This window comes from Polaribacter tangerinus, from assembly GCF_038024095.1.
Taxonomy (GTDB): Bacteria; Bacteroidota; Bacteroidia; order Flavobacteriales; family Flavobacteriaceae; genus Polaribacter; species Polaribacter tangerinus.
This window is the reverse complement of sequence record NZ_CP150668.1, coordinates 2,574,037-2,597,957: the sequence shown is the minus strand read 5'-3', so window position 1 is coordinate 2,597,957 and position 23,921 is coordinate 2,574,037. Positions and strand designations below refer to the sequence as shown.

Genomic DNA, 23,921 nt, shown 5'->3' with positions numbered 1-23,921 from the left:
TTATGACAGTTACAAAAAACGTTATTTTAGATACTTTACAAATAAATCAAAAAGTAAAAAGAATTGCCTACGAAATCTATGAAAACAATAGCAATGAAAAAGTGGTAATTATAGCAGGTATTATTGGAAACGGTTTTGTGCTAGCCAATAAAATTGCAGCTGTTTTAAAGGAAATTTCTACTTTAGAAGTTGTTTTATGTGAGGTAAATATAAACAAGAAAAAACCGCTACAGCCTATTACAACAAGTTTAGAGGTTACTGATTATAAGAATAAACCATTGGTTTTGGTAGACGATGTTCTAAACTCTGGAACCACCTTAATTTATGGAATTAAACATTTTCTTGAAGTTCCACTTAAGAGATTTAAAACAGCGGTACTTGTTAATAGAAATCATAAAAAATATCCTGTAAAGGCAGATTTTAAAGGAATCTCTTTATCTACCTCTATTAAAGAACACGTACAAGTAACTTTTAACGGTGCTGAAAGTAGTGCTTTTTTAGTGTAACATTTTTTCAATTTCAGCTACCAATTCAAATACTTTTTTAGCATCTGATTGTATCGTTTTTGTTGCTTGTTCATAATAAAATCTTCTTTCAAATAAGTGCTTCGCAACAAATTCTGTAAGCAGATCATCGTTTAAACTTGCAACTAGTGGTCTTTTTGCTTTTTCATTTAGTAAACGTGCTACTAAATTTGAAACGCTAACCTGAATATAAATACTAGTTGCATCTGCATTTTTTATAACAGACATATTATTTGCATAGCAAGGGGTTCCACCTCCTAAAGAAAGCACGAAATCATCCTTCTTTGCTAAAACTTCTTTTAAATATTGATGTTCAATTTTTCTAAAATAAATTTCTCCTTTGGTTTTAAAAATGTGCTCTATAGTACTATTTTCTTTTTTACAGATATAATCATCTAAGTCTAAAAAATTAATATCCAGCTTTTTAGAAAGTTGTTTACCAATTGTAGATTTTCCTGAAGCCATATAGCCTAGAAGAATAATTTTCATTATTTATAGTTTTTTACAAATATCGCTAAAATTTATTCAATTTTATGGCAATAAAACCAATGATTGATAGTATATTTGCAACCGATTTAACAAAAGACCTGGTAGCTCAGTTGGTAGAGCATCTCCCTTTTAAGGAGAGGGTCCTGGGTTCGAGCCCCAGCCCGGTCACTAAAAGTTAAGCTCTTTGCTTAACTTTTTTTATTTTTAATTAGCGCACGTGGCGAAATTGGTAGACGCGCAGCCTTGAGGGGGCTGTTTTCGTAAGAAAGTGGAAGTTCGAATCTTCTCGTGCGCACTTTAAAAAAGTTTTAATTTTACCTTTGTACTTTCTATACAGCTCCAGAATTACAGGCATCTTCATTTTTATACCTCCACATTTTACTATTTTATCTTTCTTTCACAAATAATTAACCAAACTATATAACTTTATTATTAATATTGTAACATGCAAAAAATACTAATAATACTGTGCTTACTATTTACTGTGAGTGCATTTACTCAAATAGATACTTTAAAAACAAAGGTTTTAAAAGGACAAATAATTCACGCTGAAACAGATAAAAAACTAAGTGCTGCTCATGTTTTAAACCTAAATTCTGTAAGAGGAACTATTACTAATGATGAAGGATATTTTGAATTACCAACCAAAGTTAACGATACTATTCTAGTCTCATACCTTGGTTTTTCTTCTATAAAACTAAAAGTTACAAACGACTTGTTAAAAGGTAATGAGTTAGAAATTGCCTTGTTTGAGAAGCCACAAGAAGTAAAAGAAGTGGTAATAAAATCTACCAAATTAATTGGAGTTTTAGAAGTAGATGTAAAAATGGTACCTAAAGACAGATTTACAAGAATTCATATTAATGGACTCAGACAAACGTACGAAGTAGGAAATAGTAGAAAATCTAGTTATTCCTCTCCATTGGCTGCAATTTTTCAACCAGTAGATTTTCTTTATAACCTTTTTGGTAAAAAACCGAAACAATTAAAAAAACTTCAAAAGCTTAAAGATGAAGATAATCTTCGTAAAATGCTCGCAGGAAAATTTGATAGAGAGGTAATGATGGAGTACCTAGAAATGGATAGGCAAGAATTGTCGGAATTATTATCGGATTGTAAGTATTCTGAATACTTTATAAAAAAAGCATCTGACTTACAAATGATAGAAGCTGTTTTAGATTGTTATGAAAACTATAAGGCAATTAAAAACGGAAAAATAGACCGTGATAAAATACCTGTAAAAAATTAACACAAAAAAGGGTTAGAACTTTTTTAATTACTAACCCTTTAACTAACTATCAAAAAAACTAAATTACAACTTAAAAAACCGTAGTTATATATTTATAGTTGTATTTTCTTCTTGTGTTCCAAGTAGTTCTTTTAGATGCTACAGAAACAATTTTCTTTTCACTTTTAGGCATTTTCTTTTCTAAAATCATAATACTAATTCAAATTTATTTACACTCATAAGACGTATTATTTGTTGTTTGGTTACATTGTTTTTTGTGTTTAACAGAATTTTAGCACATTCACTTAAAGTGTTGTTAACAAGAATATGTTTTACTTTTATGCAAAAAAAATCCAGCTAAAAAGCTGGATTAAAACTATTAATAAGATTATTTTTTATTGATTTCCTAGTATAATAGGTAAACCGTCTTTTCCAGAACCGATAACAATTACTTTACTGTTAGGAGATTTCGACAACTCTAAAGTTGCATCAATTCCTTTTTCTTGTAAAATTTTATCTGTTAACGAAGCACTTAAAATTTTGTTTGCTACTGCTTTACCTTCTGCATCAATTTTTTGTCTCTCTGCTTCTTTCTTAGCCTTCGCTAATCGGAACTCGTATTCTAAAGATTCTTGCTCTTGTTTTAACTTCGTTTCAATTGCAATTCTAATTGTACTTGGCAGTTTTACATCTTCTACCAATACTCTTTTTACAGATAAAAATTGATCTTTTAAAACCAACTGAACCTCGTCTAAAATTTCTTGCTCAATTACATCTCGTTTACTAGAGTATAATTGCTCTGGAGTATACCTACCTACTACACTTCTTGCTGCAGCATTAATTGCAGGATCTAGTAGTTCACGTTCATAATCCTCTCCTTTTGTTTTTATCAATTTACCTAAATTAGCAAATTCTGGCTCATACCATATTGTTCCGTTTACCTTTACTTCTAAACCATTCACAGAAAGTACATTCATTTCATCTGAAATTGACTGCTGACGCACTTTTCTTACAATCATTCTATTCCAAGGAGCTACTATTTGAAAACCTTCTCCATAGGTCTTCTCGGTATTTATACCATCTCCTAAAGTTTCAAAAATAACTCCACCTTCACCTGGTCCAATAGTTACTGTTGATTTCGAAAACAATATTAAAAGCACTACTGCTAATACTACAAAAAAAACGCCTCCTTTTGGAAACTTTAAATCCATTTGATTATTTGCCATTTTACTATTTATTTAAATTTATTCAAATTTACGATATTCTGAGGGAATCTGAGCCTTTTTTTAAGGGAATCAATTTACACAAACATTAAATCTTCCCAAAATATTTTCTAACAAACCATTCTATACTCAGCAAGGTAACTAATAGAAATAGTAGCAATTTCCAATCGATTAAAAAAAACTCTTTTTCTTTAGCCTCTTGTACCGTAAAATAGTTTTTATTCTCTAGAAGTTCTTCCACAAGCTGCATACTTTGAGTACTGTAAAAAAGTTTTCCTGAAGATTTTTCTGCCAATGATAAAAGCTTATTATGGTTTGCTGAAGTAAACTGTTCTTCTGCATTAAAAGGGGTAATTTTAAATGCACCAGTCTTTGCTATTTGTTGCCCAGAAACACTTACCTTAAAGGTATAACTTCCGGCCTCTAAATTTTGTAAAGTAAGCTGATATGAATTTCCTTGCAAACTAAATGCATAATCTACTTCTTTTTTTGTATTAGTATTAACAAGAGTTAACTCTAAAAATGCCCTAGAATCAAATTGATAATTGTTATCTGTATAAAAAGCACCAATTTGAATATTATCGTTAGCAGCATATAAGGTTTCAAAATTTAAGGACAATCTCTCTCTTTTTTTCTTTAAAGCTAAAAACTGTACAATTGTGTTTAAAAACGTATCGAAATCTTTAAAATTATTGCTTGCTAAATAAGAGCTTGAACGCCAACGCCAAATACCTTCTCCAAATAATACAATCGTTCTCCGCCCCTCTTTTTCTAAAACAGACACTAATGGTTGCTGAGTTTGAATACCATTAATTTGTTGAAATAATAATTCTTGATGACCGACCGAAAAATTAATTTCTCCAAAATAATCTACTAAACTTGGTAAATTATTGAAACCAATATCCTCTTGAAGAAATGTTAAAAATTTTGAATTATAATATGCTGAAAATTCTTCTTTTGAAGTAATCGCTTTTTTTTCAAAACCTAACTGTTGTTTGTTTAAAAAACTCCAATTTGTATTGGCACCGGTAATTAAAAAAAAGTTTGAATTTGTATTTTTTATTTGTTGAAAAACGTCTTTAAAATCTTGGTTGGGTTGATATAGAATAACCAACTGATAATCATCAATATTTCCAGTAAAAGCGTTAATATGAGAGAAGAATACCGATCGTTGCTTATTTCGTTCAATACTATTTTTTAAAGTTCCAATATCTGGATGAACAACAGAGGATAAAATTAGTATTTTTGATTGCTCATCAATAACTTCAACCGAAAAATTTCTGCTATTATTTAATATATTTTTTTCTTGATTAAAGGGTTCTAATGAAGCTGAAAAGTAGCGAATTCCTTTTTTAGAAGCATCAATATTTATTTGAAGATTCTTAGAAGATTGTGTCTCAGAAAATGTAATTTTTCTTGAATAAATCTTTTTTCCATCATTACGAATTACAAAGTTGCTAGTTATATTCTCTTTCCCTTCATAATTTAAAAAAACCTCTACTGGAAATGTATTATGTAAATAAGTATACTTATTTACATTTAACTGACTTATTTTTAAATCTTTATACCGAGCAGTATCTCCAAATACTATAGGATATATGGGTTGTTTAACATTTAAAAACTCATAATCCAATCCATTTGTTTGATTTCCATCTGTAAAAACAACCGTTGGAGCTATTTTGTTTTTACTTAATCTATCGACTGATGAAATTGCTTTATAAATATTGGTGCTTGATTTATTAAAGGATAAGGAGTCTAGTAAAGAAACTTCGGCATCAAAAACAAAAGTATTCAAAGAAAATTTATCGTTTAACTCTTTATTATCTAAAATATCTTTGTAAAAACTTTTTACCTTGTTCTCTGAGTTAAAAAAAGCAATAGATTGAGAATTATCTATTAATAAGTTTAGTATTGGTTTTCTATTATTAAGTTCAGTTTTCTTAATTTTTGGATTAATTAGTAAAATTAATAATAAAAATACGGCTAAAAATTTTAATGAAAATAACCAATAATAAACTTTGGTTTTATTTTCATTTTTATAAAAATACTGAAAAAAAGCTACCACAACACTTATAAAAAGCGCAAGAATAATTAATAAAAGTTGTGATGCTTGCAAGGTTTTAAATATTATAAACCAAGAGAGCGAACCCTCTTGGTTTGTTTTTTATGTACTTTTTAAGTTAACATTCCACCATCTACAGAAAGGGTTTGTCCTGTAATATATGCACTCATGTCTGAAGCTAAAAAAACACACGCGTTTGCAATATCTACTGGCTGACCTCCACGCTTAAGCGGAATTCCGTCTCTCCAAGATTGTACGGTAGCCTCATCTAATTTAGCAGTCATTTCTGTTTCAATAAAACCTGGAGCAATTACATTACTTCTTACATTTCTAGAACCTAATTCTAAGGCTACAGATTTAGAAAAGCCAACAATACCTGCTTTAGAAGCCGCATAATTTGCCTGCCCTGCATTTCCTTTTAAACCAACCACAGAGCTCATATTTATAATAGAACCAGCTCTTTGCTTCATCATCGGTCTAATAACTGCTTTGGTTAAATTAAATACAGATTTTAGATTTACCTCTATTACTTTGTCAAAATCTTCTTCAGAAATACGCATTAATAAATTATCTTTTGTAATACCTGCGTTATTTACCAAAATATCTATCGAACCAAATTCTGCTAAAACAGATTTCGCCAATTCTTGAGCAGCATCAAAATTTGCTGCGTTTGACTGATACCCTTTTGCGGTAACACCATAGGTTTTTAATTCTTCTTCTAATTCATTTGCCGCTGTTACAGATGAACTGTACGTAAAAGCAACATTTGCTCCTTGTTTGGCAAATTCAACCGCAATACTTCTTCCAATTCCTCTTGTTGCCCCAGTAACAATAGCTGATTTATTTTCTAATAATTTCATTTTATTTGTATTTTTTAAATATATATTATTGGTAATTATATCTATTTTTTTGTTAATTATCAAATATAAAAAAGAAATTCCCGAAATATTGAAAATTCAATAAAAACGGGAATTTATTTGAAATGTTTTGTTAATTATTTTGAATCTACTTTTAGTTCGTTCAAAAAATTAAAAAAATTATTATTTCTTTAATACTTGTGCTACCATTTCGCCAATTTTTGCAGGAGAGCTTACAACATGAACTCCGTTCTCTGCTAAAATTTTCATTTTTGCTTGTGCTGTATCATCTGCTCCACCTACAATTGCTCCTGCGTGCCCCATTGTTCTTCCTGCTGGTGCAGTTTGTCCTGCAATAAAACCAACTACTGGTTTTCTGTTTCCATCTGCTTTTATCCATTGAGCCGCTTCAGCCTCTAAATTACCACCAATCTCACCAATCATTACAATAGCTTCTGTTTCAGGATCATTCATTAACATTTCTACAGCCTCTTTTGTAGTAGTTCCAATAATAGGATCTCCACCTATTCCAATAGCTGTAGTAATTCCATAGCCTTGTTTTACAACCTGATCTGCAGCTTCATAAGTTAATGTACCCGATTTTGAAACAATACCTACTTTACCTTTTTTGAAAATAAAACCTGGCATAATTCCAACTTTAGCTTCATCTGGTGTAATAACACCAGGGCAGTTTGGTCCTACTAATCTACAGTCTTTATCTGCAATGTAAGCTTTTACCTTTACCATATCTGCAGTAGGAATACCTTCGGTTATACAAATAATTACTTTAATACCTGCGTCTGCAGATTCCATAATTGCATCTGCTGCAAAAGCTGGTGGTACAAAAATAATTGAAGTATCTGCACCAACTTTTTGTACAGCTTCTAAAACAGTATTAAAAACTGGTTTGCCTAGATGCTCTTGACCACCTTTACCAGGTGTTACACCTCCAACAACATTGGTTCCATAATCAATCATTTGACCTGCATGAAAAGTTCCTTCACTACCAGTAAAACCTTGAACTATAATTTTTGAATTTTTATTTACTAAAACACTCATTGGTTTGTTTTTTAATTTTGCTTTGCAAAAATAGTTTATTGAATGATTTTAAAAAAGAAAAACACCAATTTCTTATAGGCTATCTTCTTTAATAAAAGTTAAAATTTAGGTTTTATGACGCTCTTCTTTTAAAAAGCGTTTTATTCCTGCCATTTCTTTAAGTTTTTCTCTAGATTCTGATATTGGTGTACCAAAATATGTTTTGTTGCCAACTACCGATTTTGTAACTCCTGTTTGTCCTAAAATAATGGCTCCTTTTCCTATGGTTATTCCGCTATTAGTACCAACTTGCCCCCAAATAGTTACCTCATCTTCTATAACTACACAACCAGCAATTCCTGTTTGTGAGGCAATTAAACACTTTTTGCCAATTAGGGTATCGTGCCCAACGTGTACTTGGTTGTCTATTTTTGTACCTTCTCCAATAGTTGTATTTCCAGATACTCCTTTGTCTATCGTACAAGAAGCACCTAAATCTACATTATTTTCGATAATGACTGTACCTCCAGAAATTAATTTATCGAAACCAGTGTTTCTGTTTTTATAATAAAAAGCATCGGCTCCCAAAACTGTATTGGCATGAATAGTTACATTGTTACCAATTACCGTATGATCGTAAATTGTTACATTCGGATGAATCAAGCAATTACGTCCTATTTTTACATGATTTCCAATAAAAACATTGGGTTGTATTACAGTTCCTTCTCCAATAATGGCAGTTTCTGATATACTAACTTTAGAGGCTATAAAAGGATTAAAATAATTTGTAAGCTTATTAAAATCGCGAAATGGGTCGTCTGAAATTAGTAATGATTTACCTTCCGGACATTCCACCTTTTTATTTATTAAAATAGTAGTTGCTGCAGAATTTAGGGCCTTATCATAATACTTTGGGTGATCTACAAAAACAATATCCCCCTTTTGTACCACATGAATTTCATTTATTCCTAAAATTTGATCATCAGGATTGCCTAGAAACTCAATGTTTAAAAGAGTGGCAATTTCGGCTAACGATTGCGGAGTACTAAATTTCATAAAAAACTAGAATTACTCCTTTATACGTTCTTGATAGGTTCCTTTTGTAGTTTCTATCTTAATTTTATCACCTTCGTTAATAAATAAGGGTACGTTTACACTTGCTCCTGTTTCTACAGTTGCTGGTTTAGTAGCATTGGTTGCCGTATTTCCTTTAACACCTGGTTCGGTAGCAGTTACCTCTAAAATTACACTAGCTGGCATATCTACAGAAAGTGGCATATCATCTTCCGCATTAATAATTATAGTAACAATCTCTCCTTCTTTCATTAGTTCTGGAGTATCTAGTGCATTTTTTTGTAATTGAATTTGAGAATAATCCTGCTCATTCATAAAATGATAAGTTTCACCTTCGCTATACAAATATTGAAATTTGTGAGTTTCTACTCGAACATCATCAATTTTTCTACCTGCAGGAAATGTATTATCAATAATCTTTCCGTTGGTAACACTTTTTAATTTTGTTCTTACAAATGCAGGACCTTTTCCTGGTTTTACATGTAAAAACTCTACAATCTTATAAATATCATTGTTATACCTAATACATAATCCGTTTCTGATGTCTGATGTTGTTGCCATTTATTATTTTTAATTTGCGTTAAAGTACCCTTTCATAATTCCTCTGTGGGAATCTTTAATAAACTGTATTATTTCGTCCCTTTCTGGAGTTGCTTCCATTTCTGCTTCAATAATGTCTATTGCTTGGGTATAATTGTAATTTTTTTGAAATAAAATTCTATATATATTCTGAATTTCTCTAATTTTTTCTGTTGAATATCCGCGTCTTCTTAAACCTACAGAGTTTATACCAACGTAAGAAAGTGGTTCTCTTGCAGCTTTTACGTAGGGTGGTACGTCTTTTCTTACTAAAGAACCTCCGGTTACAAATGCATGCTTACCTACCGAGGCAAATTGATGCACAGCTACCATACCTGCTAAAACTACATTATCTCCAATAGTTACGTGACCTGCTAAAGTAGAATTATTTGAAAATATACAATTATTTCCAACATATGAATCGTGTGCAATATGACAATACGCCATGATTAAACAATTATCTCCAATAACGGTTTTCATTCTGTCGGAAGTTCCTCTGTTAATAGTTACACATTCTCTTATGGTAACATTATCGCCAATTTCTACAGTAGTTTCTTCATCATTAAACTTTAAATCTTGAGGAATACCAGAAATAATAGCACCCGGAAAAATTCTACAATTTTTTCCAATACGCGCTCCTTCCATAATTGTAACATTAGAGCCTATCCATGTTCCCGAACCAATTTCAACATTATTATGAATGGTTGTAAATGGTTCTATTACAACATTTCTAGCAATTTTTGCTTGCGGATGAACGTATGCTAATGGTTGATTCATTTTTTAATTATTTTTTTCTAGCAATTTGTGCCATTAATTCTGCTTCTGCTACCAACTTACCGTTTGCGTAAGCATATGCCTGCATATGACAAATACCTCTACGGATAGGTGTAATTAACTCACATTTAAACGTTAGCGTATCTCCCGGAATTACTTTTTGTTTAAACTTCACATTATCCATTTTCATAAAATAAGTTAAGTAATTTTCTGGGTCTGGTACGGTATTTAAAACCAATACTCCTCCACATTGTGCCATCGCCTCTACTTGTAAAACTCCAGGCATTACTGGTGCTCCAGGAAAATGTCCTACAAAGAAATGCTCGTTCATAGTTACATTTTTCATTCCAACCACATGTTTATCAGAAAGCTCTATTATTCTATCTATTAGTAAAAAAGGTGGTCGGTGTGGTAGAATATCCATTATTTGATGAATATCTAATAATGGAGGCTGATTTAAATCGTAATAAGGTACATTATTCCTTTTTTCTGCTTTAATAATTTTCGCTAATTTCTTTGCAAAGTTAGTATTTACACCATGGCCTGGTTTGTTCGCAATTACTTTTCCTCTAATTCTTGTGCCTGCCAAAGCTAAATCTCCAATAACATCTAATAACTTATGTCTTGCAGCTTCATTAGCCCAATGTAGTGTTAAGTTATCTAATATACCGTTAGACTTTACAGAGATGTTGTCTTTATTAAAAGCCTTTTTAAGTTTTTGCATCGTGCTAGTAGACAACTCTTTATCTACATATACTATAGCGTTATTTAGATCGCCACCTTTTATTAAATCGTTTTCTAACAGCATTTCAATTTCGTGTAAAAAACTGAAAGTTCTTGCTGCAGCAATTTCTGTTTTAAAATCAGAAATTTGTTCTAAAGTAGCATTTTGGGTACCTAAAATTTTTGTACCAAAATCTACCATTGTAGTTACTTGATAAGTATCTGACGGCATTAAAATAATTTCACTTCCTGTAGCTTCATCTTTGTAAGAGATTACTTCTTTAACTACATACTCATCTACATAAGCATCTTGTTCTTTTACACCAGCTTTTTCTAAAGCTTCAACAAAAAACTTTGAAGATCCATCCATAATTGGTGGCTCAGAGGCATCAATTTCAATCAGTAAATTATCTATATCCAGTCCAACGGCAGCTGCCAAAACATGTTCTGATGTTTGTATTTGGACTCCGTTTTTTTCTAAATTAGTACCTCTTTGAGTGTTTACAACATACTCTGCTTTTGCCTCTATAATTGGCGTTCCCTCTAAGTCTACCCTACTAAATGCAAAACCATGATTTACTGGTGCAGGTTTTAAAACCATTGTAACGTTGTTTCCGGTATGTAATCCAACTCCCGATAATGTTACTTCTTTCTGAATTGTTTTTTGTTTCTTACTCATTTTGTTTTGTTTGAGCCTTCAACTCTTTTTCTAGTTGATCTATTTTTGATACTATTTTTGGTAATTTTTTAAAATAAACATAACTTTTGTTAAAGTCTTTTACATCAAAGGCAGGTGTTCCATTAATCATTAAATTATCTTTAATACTTCTAGAAATTCCTGCTTGTGCTAATACTTTTACATTGTTGCCTACCTTTAAATGTCCCGCAATTCCTACTTGACCTCCAATCATACAATTCTCTCCAATTTTTGTAGAACCTGCAATGCCAGTTTGCGAGGCTATAACGGTATTTTTACCAATTTCTACATTGTGCGCAATTTGTATTTGATTGTCTAATTTTACGCCTTTTCTAATAATTGTAGCTCCTAGTGTTGCTCTGTCTATGGTAGAAGCTGCACCAATATCAACATTATCTTCAATAACAACATTTCCTATTTGTGGTATTGCTTTATATACTCCTTTCTCATCAGGGGCAAAACCAAAACCATCTGCACCTATTACTGTGCCAGCATGAATTTTACAATTCTTACCTATCTGGGTTTCTGAATATATTTTTACACCTGCAAAAACCACGGTGTTGTCTCCAATAACTACATTATCACCTATGTAAGAATTGGGGTATATTTTTACATTGTTACCTAAAACTACATTTTCTCCAATGTAAACAAAAGCACCAATGTACTCATTCTCTCCTATATTAGAGGAAGGTGCTATAAAATGAGGTTGCTCTCTGCCTTGTTTATTATTTTTTACCTCATTATAAAACTCTAATAATTTAGAAAAAGACTCATAGGCATTTTCTACTTTTATTAGAGTTGCCTCAACCTCTTTTTCTGGCACAAAGCTTTTATTTACAATAGCCACAGAGGCTTTTGTAGTATACAAATAAGAGTTATATTTAGGATTTGACAAGAATGTTAAAGATCCTTCCTCTCCTTCTTCTATCTTAGAAAGCTTGTAAACTTCTGCTTCAGAATTTCCAACAATATCTCCTTCTAAGATATCTGCTATTTGTTGTGCTTTAAATTTCATCAAAGGCAAAAATATAAAAATTATACCGTTTACTCTAATCTGATGTTACTTTGGGTAACAAATAAAATGTTTTACAACCGGTATTGTTAATGCTTGTAAATTTAATTGATCGGATGCTGTTGCAATATCTTCCAACTTTCCTTTTTTATTTAAGATAAAAATGGGCATTTTTAAGGTATATGCTTGGTGTGTAATTGGTTGTTGAAAAACAAAATAGTGCACATCCTTTTCAGAAATTTCTAACTCTTTGATAGCTTTCTGCTGATTTTTTAAAAGATATGCCTCAGAAAATTTTTCTTCTTGAATTTCTATGCGTAACAAGTTTCTATCAACAATCATTTTAGAGAGCATTGCCAATACTTTATCGGAATGATTTACCCATTCTTTTATTGCAGAAAACACATCATAATCATCTAAATTAGAAAACATTTTTAACGTCTTATCAGTAAAATTGTCTATAGATATTGGATTGTATAGAAAATAATGTAAAGCAGCACTTGCAAAAAGTTGTTCACCCTTTTCGGCTAGTTGCTTTGCTCTTTTTAAAACATTCATTAAAATATGCTCTGCAACTAAACCTGTTTTATGTAAATAAACTTGCCAATACATTAGGCGTCTTGCTATCAAAAACTTTTCTACAGAATAAATTCCTTTTTCTTCAATAACCAGCTCATCTTCTTTTACATTCATCATAGCTATAAGTCGGTCGGAAGATATATTTCCCTCTGTTACACCTGTATAAAAACTATCTCTTTTTAAATAGTCTAATCGGTCTATATCTAATTGACTAGAAATTAATTGGCCAAGGAATTTTCGTGGATTTTTTCCTTCAAATATTTCAATTGCTAAGGTCAATTCTCCATTAAACTCTTTGTTTAATTGACGCATAAATTTCAAAGATATTTCTTCGTGTGAAATACCATTTACTATACTGTGTTCTAGAGCATGAGAATAAGCGCCATGACCAATATCGTGTAATAAAATAGCAATACACAACGCATTTTCTTCTTCTTTAGAAATTTGAACTTGCTTAAACCGTAATACACTAATAGCTTTTTGCATTAAATGCATGCAGCCAATTGCATGATGAAAACGGGTGTGATTTGCTCCGGGATAAACCAAGTTAGAAAAACCCATTTGCGTTATTCTTCGTAGTCTCTGAAAATAAGGATGCTCTATAATATCAAAAATTAAAGAATTGGGTATTTGAATAAATCCATAAATTGGATCATTTAATATTTTAAGTTTATTGGGTGTGTTTTTCTTCAAAAGTGATAAAAATTTTCAATCTATTGCAAAATACGACTTAATACAGCAAATGAACAAATTTTTCAGTTTTCATTTTTAGCTTCAAGGTAAAACTATAAGTTTCTACATATTTGGGAATATTTTATCATTTTAAAAGAGTAAAAAAAATAACAAAACCCTAATTTTAACGTTTAGTAACAAAACAAATTTATGATGAGCATACAAATTTTATGGGTAGATGATGAAATTGAATTATTAAAACCTCATATTTTATTTTTAGAACGTAAAGACTATAAAGTTACTACATGTACAAATGGTGCAGATGCTATTAAACTCTCTGAAGAAAATAAGTTTGATATTGTTTTTTTAGATGAAAACATGCCTGGCTTAACTGGTTTAGAAACGCTTTCGGAAATAAAGCAAATAAACCAAAACTTGCCGGTGGTTATGATTACAAAGAGTGAAGAGGAGTATATTATGGAAGAGGCCATTGGATCAAAAATTGCCGATTACTTGATTAAACCAGTAAACCCCAATCAAATATTATTAAGCCTTAAGAAAAACCTAGATAACTCTAGACTAATTAGCGAAAAAACCACCGCCAATTACCAACAAGAATTTCGAAAAATTTCTACAGACCTAGCAATGGTTAACTCTTATGAAGAGTGGATTGCTTTGTATAAAAAACTTATTCATTGGGAACTCGCACTAGAAAATATTAATGATCCTGGTATGTTGGGTATATTAGAGAGTCAGAAGCAAGAAGCCAATTTACAGTTTTTTAAATTTATTAAAAATGAGTATCAAGATTTTTTAACTGCTCCAAACAAACCTACATTTTCTCATACACTTTTTAAAGATTACATAGTTCCAGAATTAAAAAAAGAAACACCAATACTTTGGGTTGTAATAGATAATTTACGCTATGACCAATACCGTATTTTAGAACCTCTAATTAACAACTTTTACAAAAAGGAAGAAGAACATGCTTACTTTTCTATATTACCTACAGCGACTCAATATGCCAGAAATGCTATTTTTTCTGGAATGATGCCTTTAGAAATGAAAAAAAAGTATCCAGAATTCTGGAAAAATGACACTGATGAAGGAAGCATGAACTTATATGAAAATGAGTTTTTAACCGCACAAATAAAAAGGCTAAGCTTGAATATTAAACATGAATATTATAAAATATCTTCTTTAAAAAGTGGTAAAGAATTAGCAGACAATTACAACGGAACAAAACAAAACGATTTAACAACTATAGTATATAATTTTGTAGACATTTTATCTCATTCTAAAACAGAAATGGAGGTAATTAAAGAGCTGGCAGGAGACGACAAAGCATATAGAAGTTTAACGTTAAGCTGGTTTAAAAATTCGCCATTATTCGAAATTATTCAGAAAGCACAAATTTTAGGTCAAAAATTAATACTCACCACCGACCACGGTACCATTAATTGCAAACACCCTTCTAAAGTAGTTGGAGATAAAAATATAAGTACCAATTTAAGATACAAAACAGGAAAAAGTTTATCTTTTGAAGAAAAAGAAGTGTTTGCGGTTAGAAACCCTAAAGATATATTTTTACCAACAGTGGCAATGAATAGTCCGTTTATATTTGCAAAAGAAGATTTTTTCTTTGCCTATCCTAATAATTTTAATCATTTTGTAAAGTACTACAAGAATACCTACCAACATGGCGGAGTTTCTTTAGAGGAAATGATTATTCCTTGTGCAATTTATAGTGCAAAATAGTTAGAATTGGTTAAAAATGAATTTCACAGACTTTATAATTCTTTCAGGTTTCTTACTTTTACGGTTTTAATAACCATGTATGAATAAAAATTATTCTTTAGAGGATTTACCAGAAATTGCCAAACAAATTATAGCAAATTCTTTACATAAAAAATTATTATTTTATGGTGAAATGGGGGTTGGAAAAACCACTTTAATCAAAGAAATATGTACCCATTTGGGAGTTACCGATACTATTTCTTCACCAACATTCTCTTTGGTAAATGAGTATGAAACGCTCAATAATGAGCGTGTTTTTCATTTTGATTTTTATAGAATTACAAATGAAGAAGAAGCTTTAGACATGGGTATTGAAGACTATTTCTACTCGACAAACTGGTGTTTGATAGAATGGCCAGAAAACGTAGAAAATTTACTACCTTTAGAATCCGTAGAAATCCATTTAAAAGTTTTAAAAAACGGTTTACGCAATCTGCAATTAAAATAATAAGCAAATTATGAGTTCATATTCTCCGTTTAGTAAAGAAGAGTTACTTCCGCAAGAAGAAAAGTTAGAAATAAAAAAACAAAAAGGAGAACTCTTTATAGGAGTTCCGAAAGAAACTTATTTAAGTGAAAAAAGAGTTTGTTTAACTCCCGATGCAGTAGCCGCCTTAGCTGCTAATGGCCACAGAATTGTTATAGAAACTGGCGCTGGAGAGGGTGCTAATTATACAGATAAAGAATATGCAGAAGCTGGCGCAAAAATATCGTATCAAATAGAAGAAGCTTTTAAATGTAAAATAATACTTAAAGTTGCACCACCTACAGAAGAAGAAATAAGCTATATAAATCCGCAAACAATTCTAATTTCTTCTTTGCAATTAAAAACACAAAACAAAAAATATTTTGAACTTCTTGCTAAGAAAAAAATTACAGCAATTGCTTTTGACTATATTAAAGATGAACACAACTCATACCCTATTGTAAAATCTTTAAGTGAAATAGCAGGGAGTGCTTCTATTTTAATTGCCGGCGAATTAATGAGTGGCGTAAACAAAGGAAACGGATTATTATTTGGAAATATTAGTGGTGTTCCTCCTACGAGTGTCGTAATTTTCGGCGCAGGAACTGTTGGTGAACATGCCGCAAAAACAGCCATTGGTTTGGGGGCTCGTGTTAAAGTTTTCGACAATTCTATAAGCAAGCTTAGAAAGTTACAAGACAGCATACAAACTCCCATCTACACTTCTACACTACAACCTAAATCGGTATTAAAAGCACTAATGCGTTGCGATGTGGCTATTGGAGCCATTAGAGGAAAAAACAGAAGTCCTATTTGTGCAACTGAAGAAATGATAGAAAAAATGAAAGAAGGTGCCGTTATTGTTGATGTTAGTATAGACAGAGGTGGCTGTTTCGAGAGCTCTAATGTAACTACGCATCAAAAACCTACTTTTGTAAAACATGGTGTTATTCATTATTGTGTTCCTAACATTCCTGCTCGCTATTCTAGAACTGCCTCTGTTTCTATCAGTAATATATTTACCCCATATTTGTTAAATATAGCAGAAGAAGGCGGCTTTGAAAATACCGCTAGATTCGATAAAAGTTTAAGAAATGGCATGTACTTTTATCATGGTATACTAACAAATAAAACAGTAGCAGATTGGTTCGACATTCCTTTTAGAGATATTAATTTATTAATTACTTAAGCTAACATTTTTTTAGGTTGTTACAAGGAATTATATTTTTAAAAAAAACTACAAATAAATTAAAGAAACAATTTTCTTGTAATGTAAAATTGACACCAAAATCATCAGTATAAACAAGTAAAATTCCATAAATTTGCGACTTAAATAAAACAAATGTTAGCAAAAAGAATATTTTACTACTTAGTTGGTGTTTCTATTGGTTCTATTGGAGTATACTTTTTTTGGCAGAAAAAAAATGCAAGTTTTTATTATGGCATGGATGCTAGAACTTTAAAATCGATTCGAATAAAAGAAAGATTTTTCTCTGATGATGCAAAAAACACTATGGCAAAATATAATGTAGATACGCTAAAAATAAGTACTATTTTAAATTCAGGTGATGTAGATTTTAGCAAAGGAGCACCAAGAGAAAAGCCTTGTGCTACTTATTTTGTTACCGGTAAAAAAGAGTTAAATAATATTAGCTTACTTGTAAAAAGATGTGATTCTGCAGCTACCATCCAAAAAATTATAATGTCAGATTAGCCATTTTAAAAGCACTATTTCAACTTTTTACTCTCTTGGAAGTGAGCCTCAATCTTATCAACATTTTTTATTGTTTTTTTTACCCAATCGAAGTATAAAATTTCTTTTTCTAAATCAGATAATTGCCAATTTATCTGAGAATTTCTTAAATTAGAAGTTACCGCTTGTAAAATAATTGCCGCTGCTACCGAGATGTTTAAGCTTTCTGTAAAGCCTACCATAGGAATTTTTAAAAAACCATCTGCATTTTCAATTACTGTATCTGAAACTCCATCTGCTTCCACTCCAAAAACAAATGCTGTCTTTTTAGATATATCAAAATCTTGCAACATACAAGAATTATTGTGTGGTGTGGTAGCAATAATTTGATATCCTTTCTTTTTTAAGGCATCTAAACAATCTTTAGTATTGTTTCCATCTTCTCTAAATCTATAATGATTTAACCATTTTTGAGAACCTTTTGCCACGTGTCTAGAAACTTTATTATTGTATTTATCTTCTATTGTATACAAATCTTGAATTCCAAAAATATCGCAAGTTCTTACCACAGCGCTAGCATTATGTGGTTGAAAAATATCTTCTAAAACTACCGTAAAATGTCTAGTTCTTTTGGAAACTACTTTTTTAAAAAGCGCTTTTCTACTTTCGGTCAAAAATCCTTCAAAATAATGCAATAGTTCTTTATCTATCATAAACTAGCTAATATAAATTTTACAAGAAGTTCAAAATTACAAAATTGATTTTTTAACTTTTCTTTTTTTGTGATTATAAAAACAGTACTTTTAATATCATGAAAAAAATAGTTGTTTTAACAGGTGCTGGAATTTCTGCAGAAAGCGGAATTAAAACTTTTAGAGATGCAGATGGTTTGTGGGAAGGACATGATATTTTTGAAGTGGCTACACCAGAAGGATTTGCAAAAAACCCTTTATTAGTATTAGAATTTTACAACCAAAGAAGAAAACAATTATTAGAGGTTAGCCCCAATAAAGCTCATTATAACATTGCAGCACTTGAAAAAAATTTTTGTGTAGACATTATTACACAAAATGTAGATGATTTACATGAAAGAGCAAAAAGTAGTAAAATAATTCATTTACATGGCGAACTCTTAAAAGTAAGAAGCTCTATTGATGAGCAAGAAATATTGACTTGGAAAAAAGACCTAACTATTGGAGATTTATGCTCTAAAAAAAGCCAGTTAAGACCACATATTGTATGGTTCGGAGAAATGGTACCGCTACTAGATACTGCTATAGAAATTACAAAAAAAGCAGATATATTGGTTATAATTGGTACTTCTATGCAAGTTTATCCTGCTGCTAGTTTAATACATTATATAAAGCCGAAAACTCCCATTTACTTTATAGACCCTAAACCTTCGGTGCAAAAAAATGATTTTGATAATTTAACCATTATAAAAGATAATGCTATAAACGGAACCTCAACTTTATTAAAACTATTAAATAAAAAAGTTTAATAATTTCGATACTTTTTAGTTTCTTCAAATATAAAATCTAGTATTCTTTGCTCTTTATTATCAAACTCTAAGTTTCTTCTTTTAAAAACTGCAGTTACAACCTCCGAAACCTTGTTCATCTGAAAAGTAGTAAAACCAGCTGCTCCTCCCCAACTAAAAGAGGGAACGAAGTTTCTAGGAAAACCACTTCCAAAAAGATTTACACTTACTCCAATAACTGTACCTGTATTAAACATTGTGTTTATTCCGCATTTAGAATGATCGCCCATCATTAAACCACAAAATTGAAGTCCGGTCTTTGCAAATCGCTCTGTTTCGTAGTTCCATAATTTTACCTCTGCATAATTATTTTTTAAGTTAGAATTATTGGTATCTGCACCTAAATTACACCATTCTCCTAAAACAGAATTTCCTAAATACCCATCATGTCCTTTGCTAGAATAGCCAAAAATAACCGAATTACTAACCTCACCTCCTATTTTAGAATAAGGACCAATAGTAGTGTCTTTATAAATTTTTGCTCCCATTTTAACCACTGAATTAGTCCCCATTGCAAAAGGGCCTCTTATAGAAGTACCCTCCATTATTAAAGCATCTTTTCCAATATAAATAGGCCCTTCAGAAGCATTTAAAGTCGAGAACAATACTTTAGCGCCGGGTTCTATAAAAATCTGTTCTTTGTTTAAAAAACGGACTCCTTCCGGAATTTCTTCTGAAACTCTATCTTTTGTTATTAAATTAAAATCTTGCTGAATAGCCAAGCCATTTTTAATAAAAATATCCCAAGTATTTTTTATTTGAATCAACTCTTCATCATATTCAATATGTTTGTAAGTATCAAAATCTACTTCCTCCTGTGTATCTGTTGTAAAAAATGCAATAACATCTTCTCCTTTAAAAATCGCTTCATTTTCAGATAAATTTTTAACTTTATCAACCAAAAAATCTGTAGGACAAAAGGAAGCATTTATAAGAATATTTGAGTCCAGTTCTACCATCGGATATTTTTCTTCTAAATACTCTTCGGTAATTGTTGAAGTTGTAAATCCTAAATATTTTTCCCATTTTTCTCTAATAGTTAAAATACCTACTCTAATATCTGCAACAGGTCTGGTGTAAGTAAATGGTAATAAAGATTTTCTTACATCTCCATCAAATAAAATATAATTCATAGTGTTACTTTTACGTGTCACAAATTTACTTTAATCTATTCATAAAAAAAATAAACTACGAACTTAAAGCTACAAAATACCTGTTACTGTTCATTAAAATATAAAAAGCAGTAGCTATCTAGCACAAAAAATGCAGATATATTTGGCTGTAATACCAAACTACTAAAATTAGATTTGTATTTTTGAGTTGTTAAATACTTAAATAGCAATAAATGGATAAAGCATACAAAAGCATTAGAGAATCTCAACTAACAATTTCTGAATTAATGTTGCCATCTCACTCAAACTTTAGTGGTAAAATTCATGGTGGGCATATTTTAAATTTAATGGATCAGATTGCTTTTGCTTGTGCTTCTAAGCACTCTGGAAACTATTGTGTAACAGCTTCTGTTAACAAAGTCGATTTTCTTAATCCGATTGAAGTTGGAGAGCTCGTTACCATGAAAGCCTCTGTAAATTTTACAGGAAGAACCTCTATGGTTGTTGGTTTACGAGTAGATTCTGAAAACATTAGAACCGGAAAAAGAAAACATTGTAATTCCTCTTATTTTACGATGGTTGCCAAAGATGAACATGGCAAAAGTGCTCCGGTACCCGGAATAATATTAACAACTAAAGATGAAATAAGACGATTTGCAAGATCTATAGTTAGGCAAAATGAAGGTAAAAATAGAACCTCTCGATTTAGTAGTAAAATTTTTAAAGTAGACGACTACTTAACACTTTTAGATGGCAGCAACTCTAAAGTTGAACTTAATAAATAGTATATCTTAAGAAATTATTGAGTTTATTAATAAATAAAACAGCATCTAAATAATAATATTTAGATGCTGCCTTCTTATATAAACTGAAATAATTACTTGCTCAAATACATTTTTCTTCGAGCGTATAAATCATAAAAATCATCATCTTTTAAACTGTCTATAAACAAAATACTTTCTCCAGTAGATTTCATTTCTGGACCAAGTTTTTTATCGACATTTGGAAACTTGTTAAAAGAAAAAACAGGTTGTTTAATGGCATAACCATCTAACTGAGGATTAAAGTTAAAGTCGGTTACTTTGTTATGTCCTAACATTACTTTGGTTGCATAATTTACATAAGGTTCTTTGTATGCTTTAGCAATAAAAGGAACAGTTCTAGAAGCTCTTGGGTTAGCCTCTATAATATAAACTACATCGTTTTTAATAGCAAACTGAACATTTATTAGTCCTACTGTTTTTAATTCTCTTGCTATGGTTTTTGTATGGTCTTTAATTTGTTGCAATACCAAGTCTCCTAAATTAAATACAGGCAATGTAGCATTAGAATCTCCAGAGTGTATTCCGCAAGGCTCTATATGTTCCATAATACCAATAATATACACATTACCGTCTGCATCGCAAATGGCATCTGCCTCCGCTTCAATTGCACCATCTAAATAATGGTCTAATAGCAGTTTATTATTTGGCATTCTACCCAACAAATCAACTACGTGTTTTACCAACTCTTCTTTGTTAATAACAATTTTCATTCCCTGACCTCCCAACACGTAAGAAGGTCTTACTAAAATAGGAAAACTTAATTGATCTGCCAAAGCCAGAGCTTCATCGGCTGTTTCTGCAATACCAAATTGAGGATACGGAATTTTATTATTTTTTAATAGTTCAGAAAAGCTTCCTCTATCTTCTGCAAGATCTAGTGCTTCGAAAGAAGTTCCTAAAATTTTAACACCATACTTAGTTAATTTTTCAGCCAATTTAAGTGCTGTTTGACCACCTAATTGAACAATTACACCCTCTGGTTTTTCATGTCTAATAATATCATAAATATGCTCCCAAAATACTGGCTCAAAATATAACTTATCTGCCGTATCAAAATCGGTAGATACTGTTTCTGGGTTACAGTTAATCATAATCGTTTCGTAACCACACTCTGCAGCTGCCATTACACCATGCACACAACAATAGTCGAACTCAATTCCTTGTCCAATTCTGTTTGGTCCAGAACCTAAAACAATAATTTTCTTTTTTTCTGTTACTATACTTTCATTAGCAATTACTATATCTCCACTAGCTGTTTCAATTTCATTTTCGAAAGTTGAGTAATAGTAAGGTGTTTTTGCTTCAAATTCTGCAGCACAAGTATCAACCAATTTAAATACTCGTTGTACTTTTAAATCTTCTCTTTTTGTGTAAACTTCACTTTCCAAACAACCTAGCATATGTGCTATTTGTCTATCTCCATACCCTTTTTGCTTTGCTTCTAACAACAATTCTCTACCAAGAGTATCTATTGTATAAGTAGAAATTTCTTTTTGAAGCTGAAACAACTCTTCATATTGCTTTAGATACCACATATCTATTTTTGTGATATCATAAATTTTACTTAGTGGAATCCCCATAGCAATGGCATCATAAATAGCAAAAACACGGTCCCAACTAGCATTAGTTAATTTTTCTATAATTTGATCGTAATCGGTATATCCCTTCCCGTCTGCTCCTAATCCGTTTCTTTTAATTTCTAAAGATTGTGTAGCCTTGTGAAGTGCTTCTTGAAAACACCTTCCTATTCCCATTACCTCGCCGACAGATTTCATTTGCAAGCCTAAAGTTCTGTCTGAACCTTCAAACTTATCGAAGTTCCAGCGTGGTATTTTTACAATTACATAATCTAATGTTGGTTCAAACAACGCAGAGGTAGATTTGGTAATTCCGTTTTCTAATTCATCTAATGTGTAACCAATGGCCAGTTTAGTGGCTACTTTTGCAATAGGATATCCGGTTGCTTTACTCGCTAAAGCGGATGAACGAGATACACGAGGATTAATTTCTATGGCTATAATTTCTTCTTTTTCATCTGGTGAAACTGCAAACTGAACATTACAACCACCTTCAAAATCTCCGATAGAGCGCATCATATGGATGGCCATATCTCTCATTTTTTGATAGGTTTTATCTGATAACGTCATGGCAGGAGCAACCGTAATTGAATCTCCTGTATGAATTCCCATCGGATCCATGTTTTCGATAGAACATATAATAACAACATTGTCATTTTTATCACGAAGTAATTCTAATTCATATTCTTTCCAGCCCATCATTGCCTTATCAATCATCACTTCATGAATTGGCGAAGCCTCTAAACCTCTACTTAATAAATCATCAAAATCTTTTGGGTCATAAACAATAGAAGCTCCAGCACCACCAAGAGTATATGAAGATCGAATTACTAAAGGGAAACCAAACTCTTGTGCTATTTCTTTTCCTTTTAAAAATGAAGTAGCTGTTGCTTGAGGTGCCATTGGCACATCTATTTTTAACATCAACTCCCTAAACTGCTCTCTATCTTCTGTAATGTTAATTGCATCTATATCTACTCCAATTAACTTTACACCAAAATCTTTCCAAATACCTTTATCATCTGCTTCTATACATAAGTTTAGTGCAGTTTGCCCACCCATTGTTGGTAAAACAGCATCAATTTGCGGATGCTCTTTTAAAATTTTAATGATAGACTTTGTTGTTAAAGGCAACAAATAGATATGATCTGCCATCGAAGGATCTGTCATGATTGTTGCAGGGTTCGAATTTATTAGAATGGTTTCAATTCCATCTTCTCTTAAAGATCGTAAAGACTGTGAACCAGAATAATCAAATTCACATGCTTGACCGATTACAATAGGTCCAGATCCGATAATTAAAATAGAATTGAGGTCTTTTCTTTTGGGCATGATAAATAGTTGATTTTTATGAGTTTGTAAAAATAGTTAGTGTTTAGGT

At 31.2% G+C, this 23,921-nt stretch carries 22 protein-coding genes and 2 tRNA genes; 10 read left to right on the top strand and 14 right to left on the bottom strand.

Annotated elements, in window-relative coordinates:
• The first annotated feature begins 2 nt into the window (after window positions 1-2).
• The gene (locus WHD54_RS11380; RefSeq protein ID WP_088324802.1) at window positions 3-506 is read left to right on the top strand and encodes a phosphoribosyltransferase domain-containing protein; all 504 of its coding nucleotides are present in this window, start codon (window positions 3-5) and stop codon (window positions 504-506) included.
• Here WHD54_RS11380 and WHD54_RS11375 read toward each other — a convergent pair.
• Window positions 498-1,013 carry a shikimate kinase gene (locus WHD54_RS11375; RefSeq protein ID WP_088324803.1) on the bottom strand — a complete coding sequence of 172 codons (516 nt, stop codon included), beginning with the start codon at window positions 1,011-1,013 and terminating at the stop codon, window positions 498-500. The genes WHD54_RS11380 and WHD54_RS11375 overlap by 9 nt on opposite strands.
• 95 nt (window positions 1,014-1,108) lie before the next feature.
• On the opposite strand from WHD54_RS11375, the gene WHD54_RS11370 reads away from it, so the two are divergent.
• From WHD54_RS11370 to WHD54_RS11360, 3 genes are all read left to right on the top strand, one after another.
• Window positions 1,109-1,181, top strand: a tRNA-Lys gene (locus tag WHD54_RS11370).
• 43 nt (window positions 1,182-1,224) lie between these two features.
• Window positions 1,225-1,308 (top strand) — tRNA-Leu (locus WHD54_RS11365).
• Window positions 1,309-1,458: 150 nt separating this feature from the next.
• On the top strand, window positions 1,459-2,262 hold the full coding sequence (locus tag WHD54_RS11360) for a carboxypeptidase-like regulatory domain-containing protein (RefSeq protein ID WP_088324804.1): 804 nt from the start codon (window positions 1,459-1,461) through the stop codon (window positions 2,260-2,262).
• Window positions 2,263-2,636: 374 nt separating this feature from the next.
• Here WHD54_RS11360 and WHD54_RS11355 read toward each other — a convergent pair whose 3' ends face one another.
• From WHD54_RS11355 to WHD54_RS11310, 10 genes are all read right to left on the bottom strand, one after another.
• Entirely contained in the window at window positions 2,637-3,467 is an 831-nt protein-coding gene (locus WHD54_RS11355) for a prohibitin family protein (RefSeq protein ID WP_088324805.1), read from the bottom strand.
• A gap of 85 nt (window positions 3,468-3,552) precedes the next feature.
• Window positions 3,553-5,580: a vWA domain-containing protein gene (locus WHD54_RS11350; RefSeq protein WP_233131029.1), complete on the bottom strand. Its 2,028-nt coding sequence runs from the start codon at window positions 5,578-5,580 to the stop codon at window positions 3,553-3,555.
• Between the two features lie 59 nt (window positions 5,581-5,639).
• On the bottom strand, window positions 5,640-6,386 hold the full coding sequence (fabG, locus tag WHD54_RS11345; RefSeq protein ID WP_088324852.1) for a 3-oxoacyl-[acyl-carrier-protein] reductase: 747 nt from the start codon (window positions 6,384-6,386) through the stop codon (window positions 5,640-5,642).
• A gap of 180 nt (window positions 6,387-6,566) precedes the next feature.
• Complete coding sequence (gene sucD / locus WHD54_RS11340; protein WP_088324806.1) at window positions 6,567-7,442, bottom strand: succinate--CoA ligase subunit alpha; 876 nt, start codon at window positions 7,440-7,442, stop codon at window positions 6,567-6,569.
• Between the two features lie 105 nt (window positions 7,443-7,547).
• Window positions 7,548-8,477 carry a UDP-3-O-(3-hydroxymyristoyl)glucosamine N-acyltransferase gene (locus WHD54_RS11335; RefSeq protein ID WP_088324807.1) on the bottom strand — a complete coding sequence of 310 codons (930 nt, stop codon included), beginning with the start codon at window positions 8,475-8,477 and terminating at the stop codon, window positions 7,548-7,550.
• Window positions 8,478-8,489: 12 nt separating this feature from the next.
• On the bottom strand, window positions 8,490-9,056 hold the full coding sequence (gene efp, locus WHD54_RS11330) for an elongation factor P (protein WP_088324808.1): 567 nt from the start codon (window positions 9,054-9,056) through the stop codon (window positions 8,490-8,492).
• A gap of 9 nt (window positions 9,057-9,065) precedes the next feature.
• The gene (gene lpxA, locus WHD54_RS11325; protein ID WP_088324809.1) at window positions 9,066-9,851 is read right to left on the bottom strand and encodes an acyl-ACP--UDP-N-acetylglucosamine O-acyltransferase; all 786 of its coding nucleotides are present in this window, start codon (window positions 9,849-9,851) and stop codon (window positions 9,066-9,068) included.
• 7 nt (window positions 9,852-9,858) lie between these two features.
• The gene (locus tag WHD54_RS11320) at window positions 9,859-11,250 is read right to left on the bottom strand and encodes a bifunctional UDP-3-O-[3-hydroxymyristoyl] N-acetylglucosamine deacetylase/3-hydroxyacyl-ACP dehydratase (RefSeq protein ID WP_088324810.1); all 1,392 of its coding nucleotides are present in this window, start codon (window positions 11,248-11,250) and stop codon (window positions 9,859-9,861) included.
• The gene (gene lpxD / locus WHD54_RS11315) at window positions 11,243-12,283 is read right to left on the bottom strand and encodes a UDP-3-O-(3-hydroxymyristoyl)glucosamine N-acyltransferase (protein ID WP_088324811.1); all 1,041 of its coding nucleotides are present in this window, start codon (window positions 12,281-12,283) and stop codon (window positions 11,243-11,245) included. Before lpxD ends, WHD54_RS11320 begins: the two co-directional genes overlap by 8 nt.
• A gap of 45 nt (window positions 12,284-12,328) precedes the next feature.
• On the bottom strand, window positions 12,329-13,552 hold the full coding sequence (locus WHD54_RS11310) for an HD domain-containing protein (protein ID WP_088324812.1): 1,224 nt from the start codon (window positions 13,550-13,552) through the stop codon (window positions 12,329-12,331).
• Between the two features lie 189 nt (window positions 13,553-13,741).
• Between WHD54_RS11310 and WHD54_RS11305 the strand changes: the two genes are divergently transcribed.
• The 4 genes from WHD54_RS11305 (at window position 13,742) to WHD54_RS11290 (ending at window position 17,508) form a co-directional block, all read left to right on the top strand.
• Complete coding sequence (locus WHD54_RS11305) at window positions 13,742-15,289, top strand: bifunctional response regulator/alkaline phosphatase family protein (RefSeq protein WP_198943170.1); 1,548 nt, start codon at window positions 13,742-13,744, stop codon at window positions 15,287-15,289.
• A 79-nt stretch (window positions 15,290-15,368) separates the two neighbouring features.
• Window positions 15,369-15,776, top strand: a complete 408-nt coding sequence (tsaE, locus tag WHD54_RS11300) for a tRNA (adenosine(37)-N6)-threonylcarbamoyltransferase complex ATPase subunit type 1 TsaE (RefSeq protein ID WP_088324814.1) — start codon at window positions 15,369-15,371, stop codon at window positions 15,774-15,776.
• A 10-nt stretch (window positions 15,777-15,786) separates the two neighbouring features.
• A complete protein-coding gene (locus WHD54_RS11295; protein WP_088324815.1) occupies window positions 15,787-16,983 on the top strand; it encodes an alanine dehydrogenase in 1,197 nt (398 codons plus the stop codon).
• Between the two features lie 153 nt (window positions 16,984-17,136).
• A complete protein-coding gene (locus tag WHD54_RS11290; RefSeq protein WP_088324816.1) occupies window positions 17,137-17,508 on the top strand; it encodes a DUF4258 domain-containing protein in 372 nt (123 codons plus the stop codon).
• A gap of 14 nt (window positions 17,509-17,522) precedes the next feature.
• Here WHD54_RS11290 and WHD54_RS11285 read toward each other — a convergent pair whose 3' ends face one another.
• A complete protein-coding gene (locus WHD54_RS11285; RefSeq protein WP_088324817.1) occupies window positions 17,523-18,200 on the bottom strand; it encodes a TrmH family RNA methyltransferase in 678 nt (225 codons plus the stop codon).
• Window positions 18,201-18,298: 98 nt separating this feature from the next.
• Between WHD54_RS11285 and WHD54_RS11280 the strand changes: the two genes are divergently transcribed.
• Window positions 18,299-18,988 carry an SIR2 family NAD-dependent protein deacylase gene (locus WHD54_RS11280; protein ID WP_088324818.1) on the top strand — a complete coding sequence of 230 codons (690 nt, stop codon included), beginning with the start codon at window positions 18,299-18,301 and terminating at the stop codon, window positions 18,986-18,988.
• Here the strand turns inward: WHD54_RS11280 and WHD54_RS11275 are convergent.
• Window positions 18,985-20,160: a GlmU family protein gene (locus WHD54_RS11275; RefSeq protein ID WP_088324819.1), complete on the bottom strand. Its 1,176-nt coding sequence runs from the start codon at window positions 20,158-20,160 to the stop codon at window positions 18,985-18,987. The genes WHD54_RS11280 and WHD54_RS11275 overlap by 4 nt on opposite strands.
• Window positions 20,161-20,372: 212 nt before the next feature.
• On the opposite strand from WHD54_RS11275, the gene WHD54_RS11270 reads away from it, so the two are divergent.
• A complete protein-coding gene (locus WHD54_RS11270; RefSeq protein ID WP_088324820.1) occupies window positions 20,373-20,924 on the top strand; it encodes an acyl-CoA thioesterase in 552 nt (183 codons plus the stop codon).
• A gap of 92 nt (window positions 20,925-21,016) precedes the next feature.
• Here WHD54_RS11270 and carB read toward each other — a convergent pair whose 3' ends face one another.
• Window positions 21,017-23,872 carry a carbamoyl-phosphate synthase large subunit gene (gene carB / locus WHD54_RS11265; protein WP_088324821.1) on the bottom strand — a complete coding sequence of 952 codons (2,856 nt, stop codon included), beginning with the start codon at window positions 23,870-23,872 and terminating at the stop codon, window positions 21,017-21,019.
• Window positions 23,873-23,921 lie beyond the last annotated feature (49 nt).

Coding starts and splice junctions, on each gene's coding strand:
- WHD54_RS11275 (WP_088324819.1), bottom strand. CDS start 20,160: ATGAATTATATTTTATTTGATGGAGATGTAAGAAAATCTTTATTACCA.
- efp (WP_088324808.1), bottom strand. CDS start 9,056: ATGGCAACAACATCAGACATCAGAAACGGATTATGTATTAGGTATAAC.
- WHD54_RS11355 (WP_088324805.1), bottom strand. CDS start 3,467: ATGGCAAATAATCAAATGGATTTAAAGTTTCCAAAAGGAGGCGTTTTT.
- WHD54_RS11375 (WP_088324803.1), bottom strand. CDS start 1,013: ATGAAAATTATTCTTCTAGGCTATATGGCTTCAGGAAAATCTACAATT.
- WHD54_RS11295 (WP_088324815.1), top strand. CDS start 15,787: ATGAGTTCATATTCTCCGTTTAGTAAAGAAGAGTTACTTCCGCAAGAA.
- WHD54_RS11270 (WP_088324820.1), top strand. CDS start 20,373: ATGGATAAAGCATACAAAAGCATTAGAGAATCTCAACTAACAATTTCT.
- WHD54_RS11360 (WP_088324804.1), top strand. CDS start 1,459: ATGCAAAAAATACTAATAATACTGTGCTTACTATTTACTGTGAGTGCA.
- fabG (WP_088324852.1), bottom strand. CDS start 6,386: ATGAAATTATTAGAAAATAAATCAGCTATTGTTACTGGGGCAACAAGA.
- sucD (WP_088324806.1), bottom strand. CDS start 7,442: ATGAGTGTTTTAGTAAATAAAAATTCAAAAATTATAGTTCAAGGTTTT.
- lpxD (WP_088324811.1), bottom strand. CDS start 12,283: ATGAAATTTAAAGCACAACAAATAGCAGATATCTTAGAAGGAGATATT.
- WHD54_RS11290 (WP_088324816.1), top strand. CDS start 17,137: ATGTTAGCAAAAAGAATATTTTACTACTTAGTTGGTGTTTCTATTGGT.
- WHD54_RS11380 (WP_088324802.1), top strand. CDS start 3: ATGACAGTTACAAAAAACGTTATTTTAGATACTTTACAAATAAATCAA.
- WHD54_RS11285 (WP_088324817.1), bottom strand. CDS start 18,200: ATGATAGATAAAGAACTATTGCATTATTTTGAAGGATTTTTGACCGAA.
- WHD54_RS11335 (WP_088324807.1), bottom strand. CDS start 8,477: ATGAAATTTAGTACTCCGCAATCGTTAGCCGAAATTGCCACTCTTTTA.
- WHD54_RS11305 (WP_198943170.1), top strand. CDS start 13,742: ATGATGAGCATACAAATTTTATGGGTAGATGATGAAATTGAATTATTA.
- lpxA (WP_088324809.1), bottom strand. CDS start 9,851: ATGAATCAACCATTAGCATACGTTCATCCGCAAGCAAAAATTGCTAGA.
- WHD54_RS11320 (WP_088324810.1), bottom strand. CDS start 11,250: ATGAGTAAGAAACAAAAAACAATTCAGAAAGAAGTAACATTATCGGGA.
- tsaE (WP_088324814.1), top strand. CDS start 15,369: ATGAATAAAAATTATTCTTTAGAGGATTTACCAGAAATTGCCAAACAA.
- carB (WP_088324821.1), bottom strand. CDS start 23,872: ATGCCCAAAAGAAAAGACCTCAATTCTATTTTAATTATCGGATCTGGA.
- WHD54_RS11280 (WP_088324818.1), top strand. CDS start 18,299: ATGAAAAAAATAGTTGTTTTAACAGGTGCTGGAATTTCTGCAGAAAGC.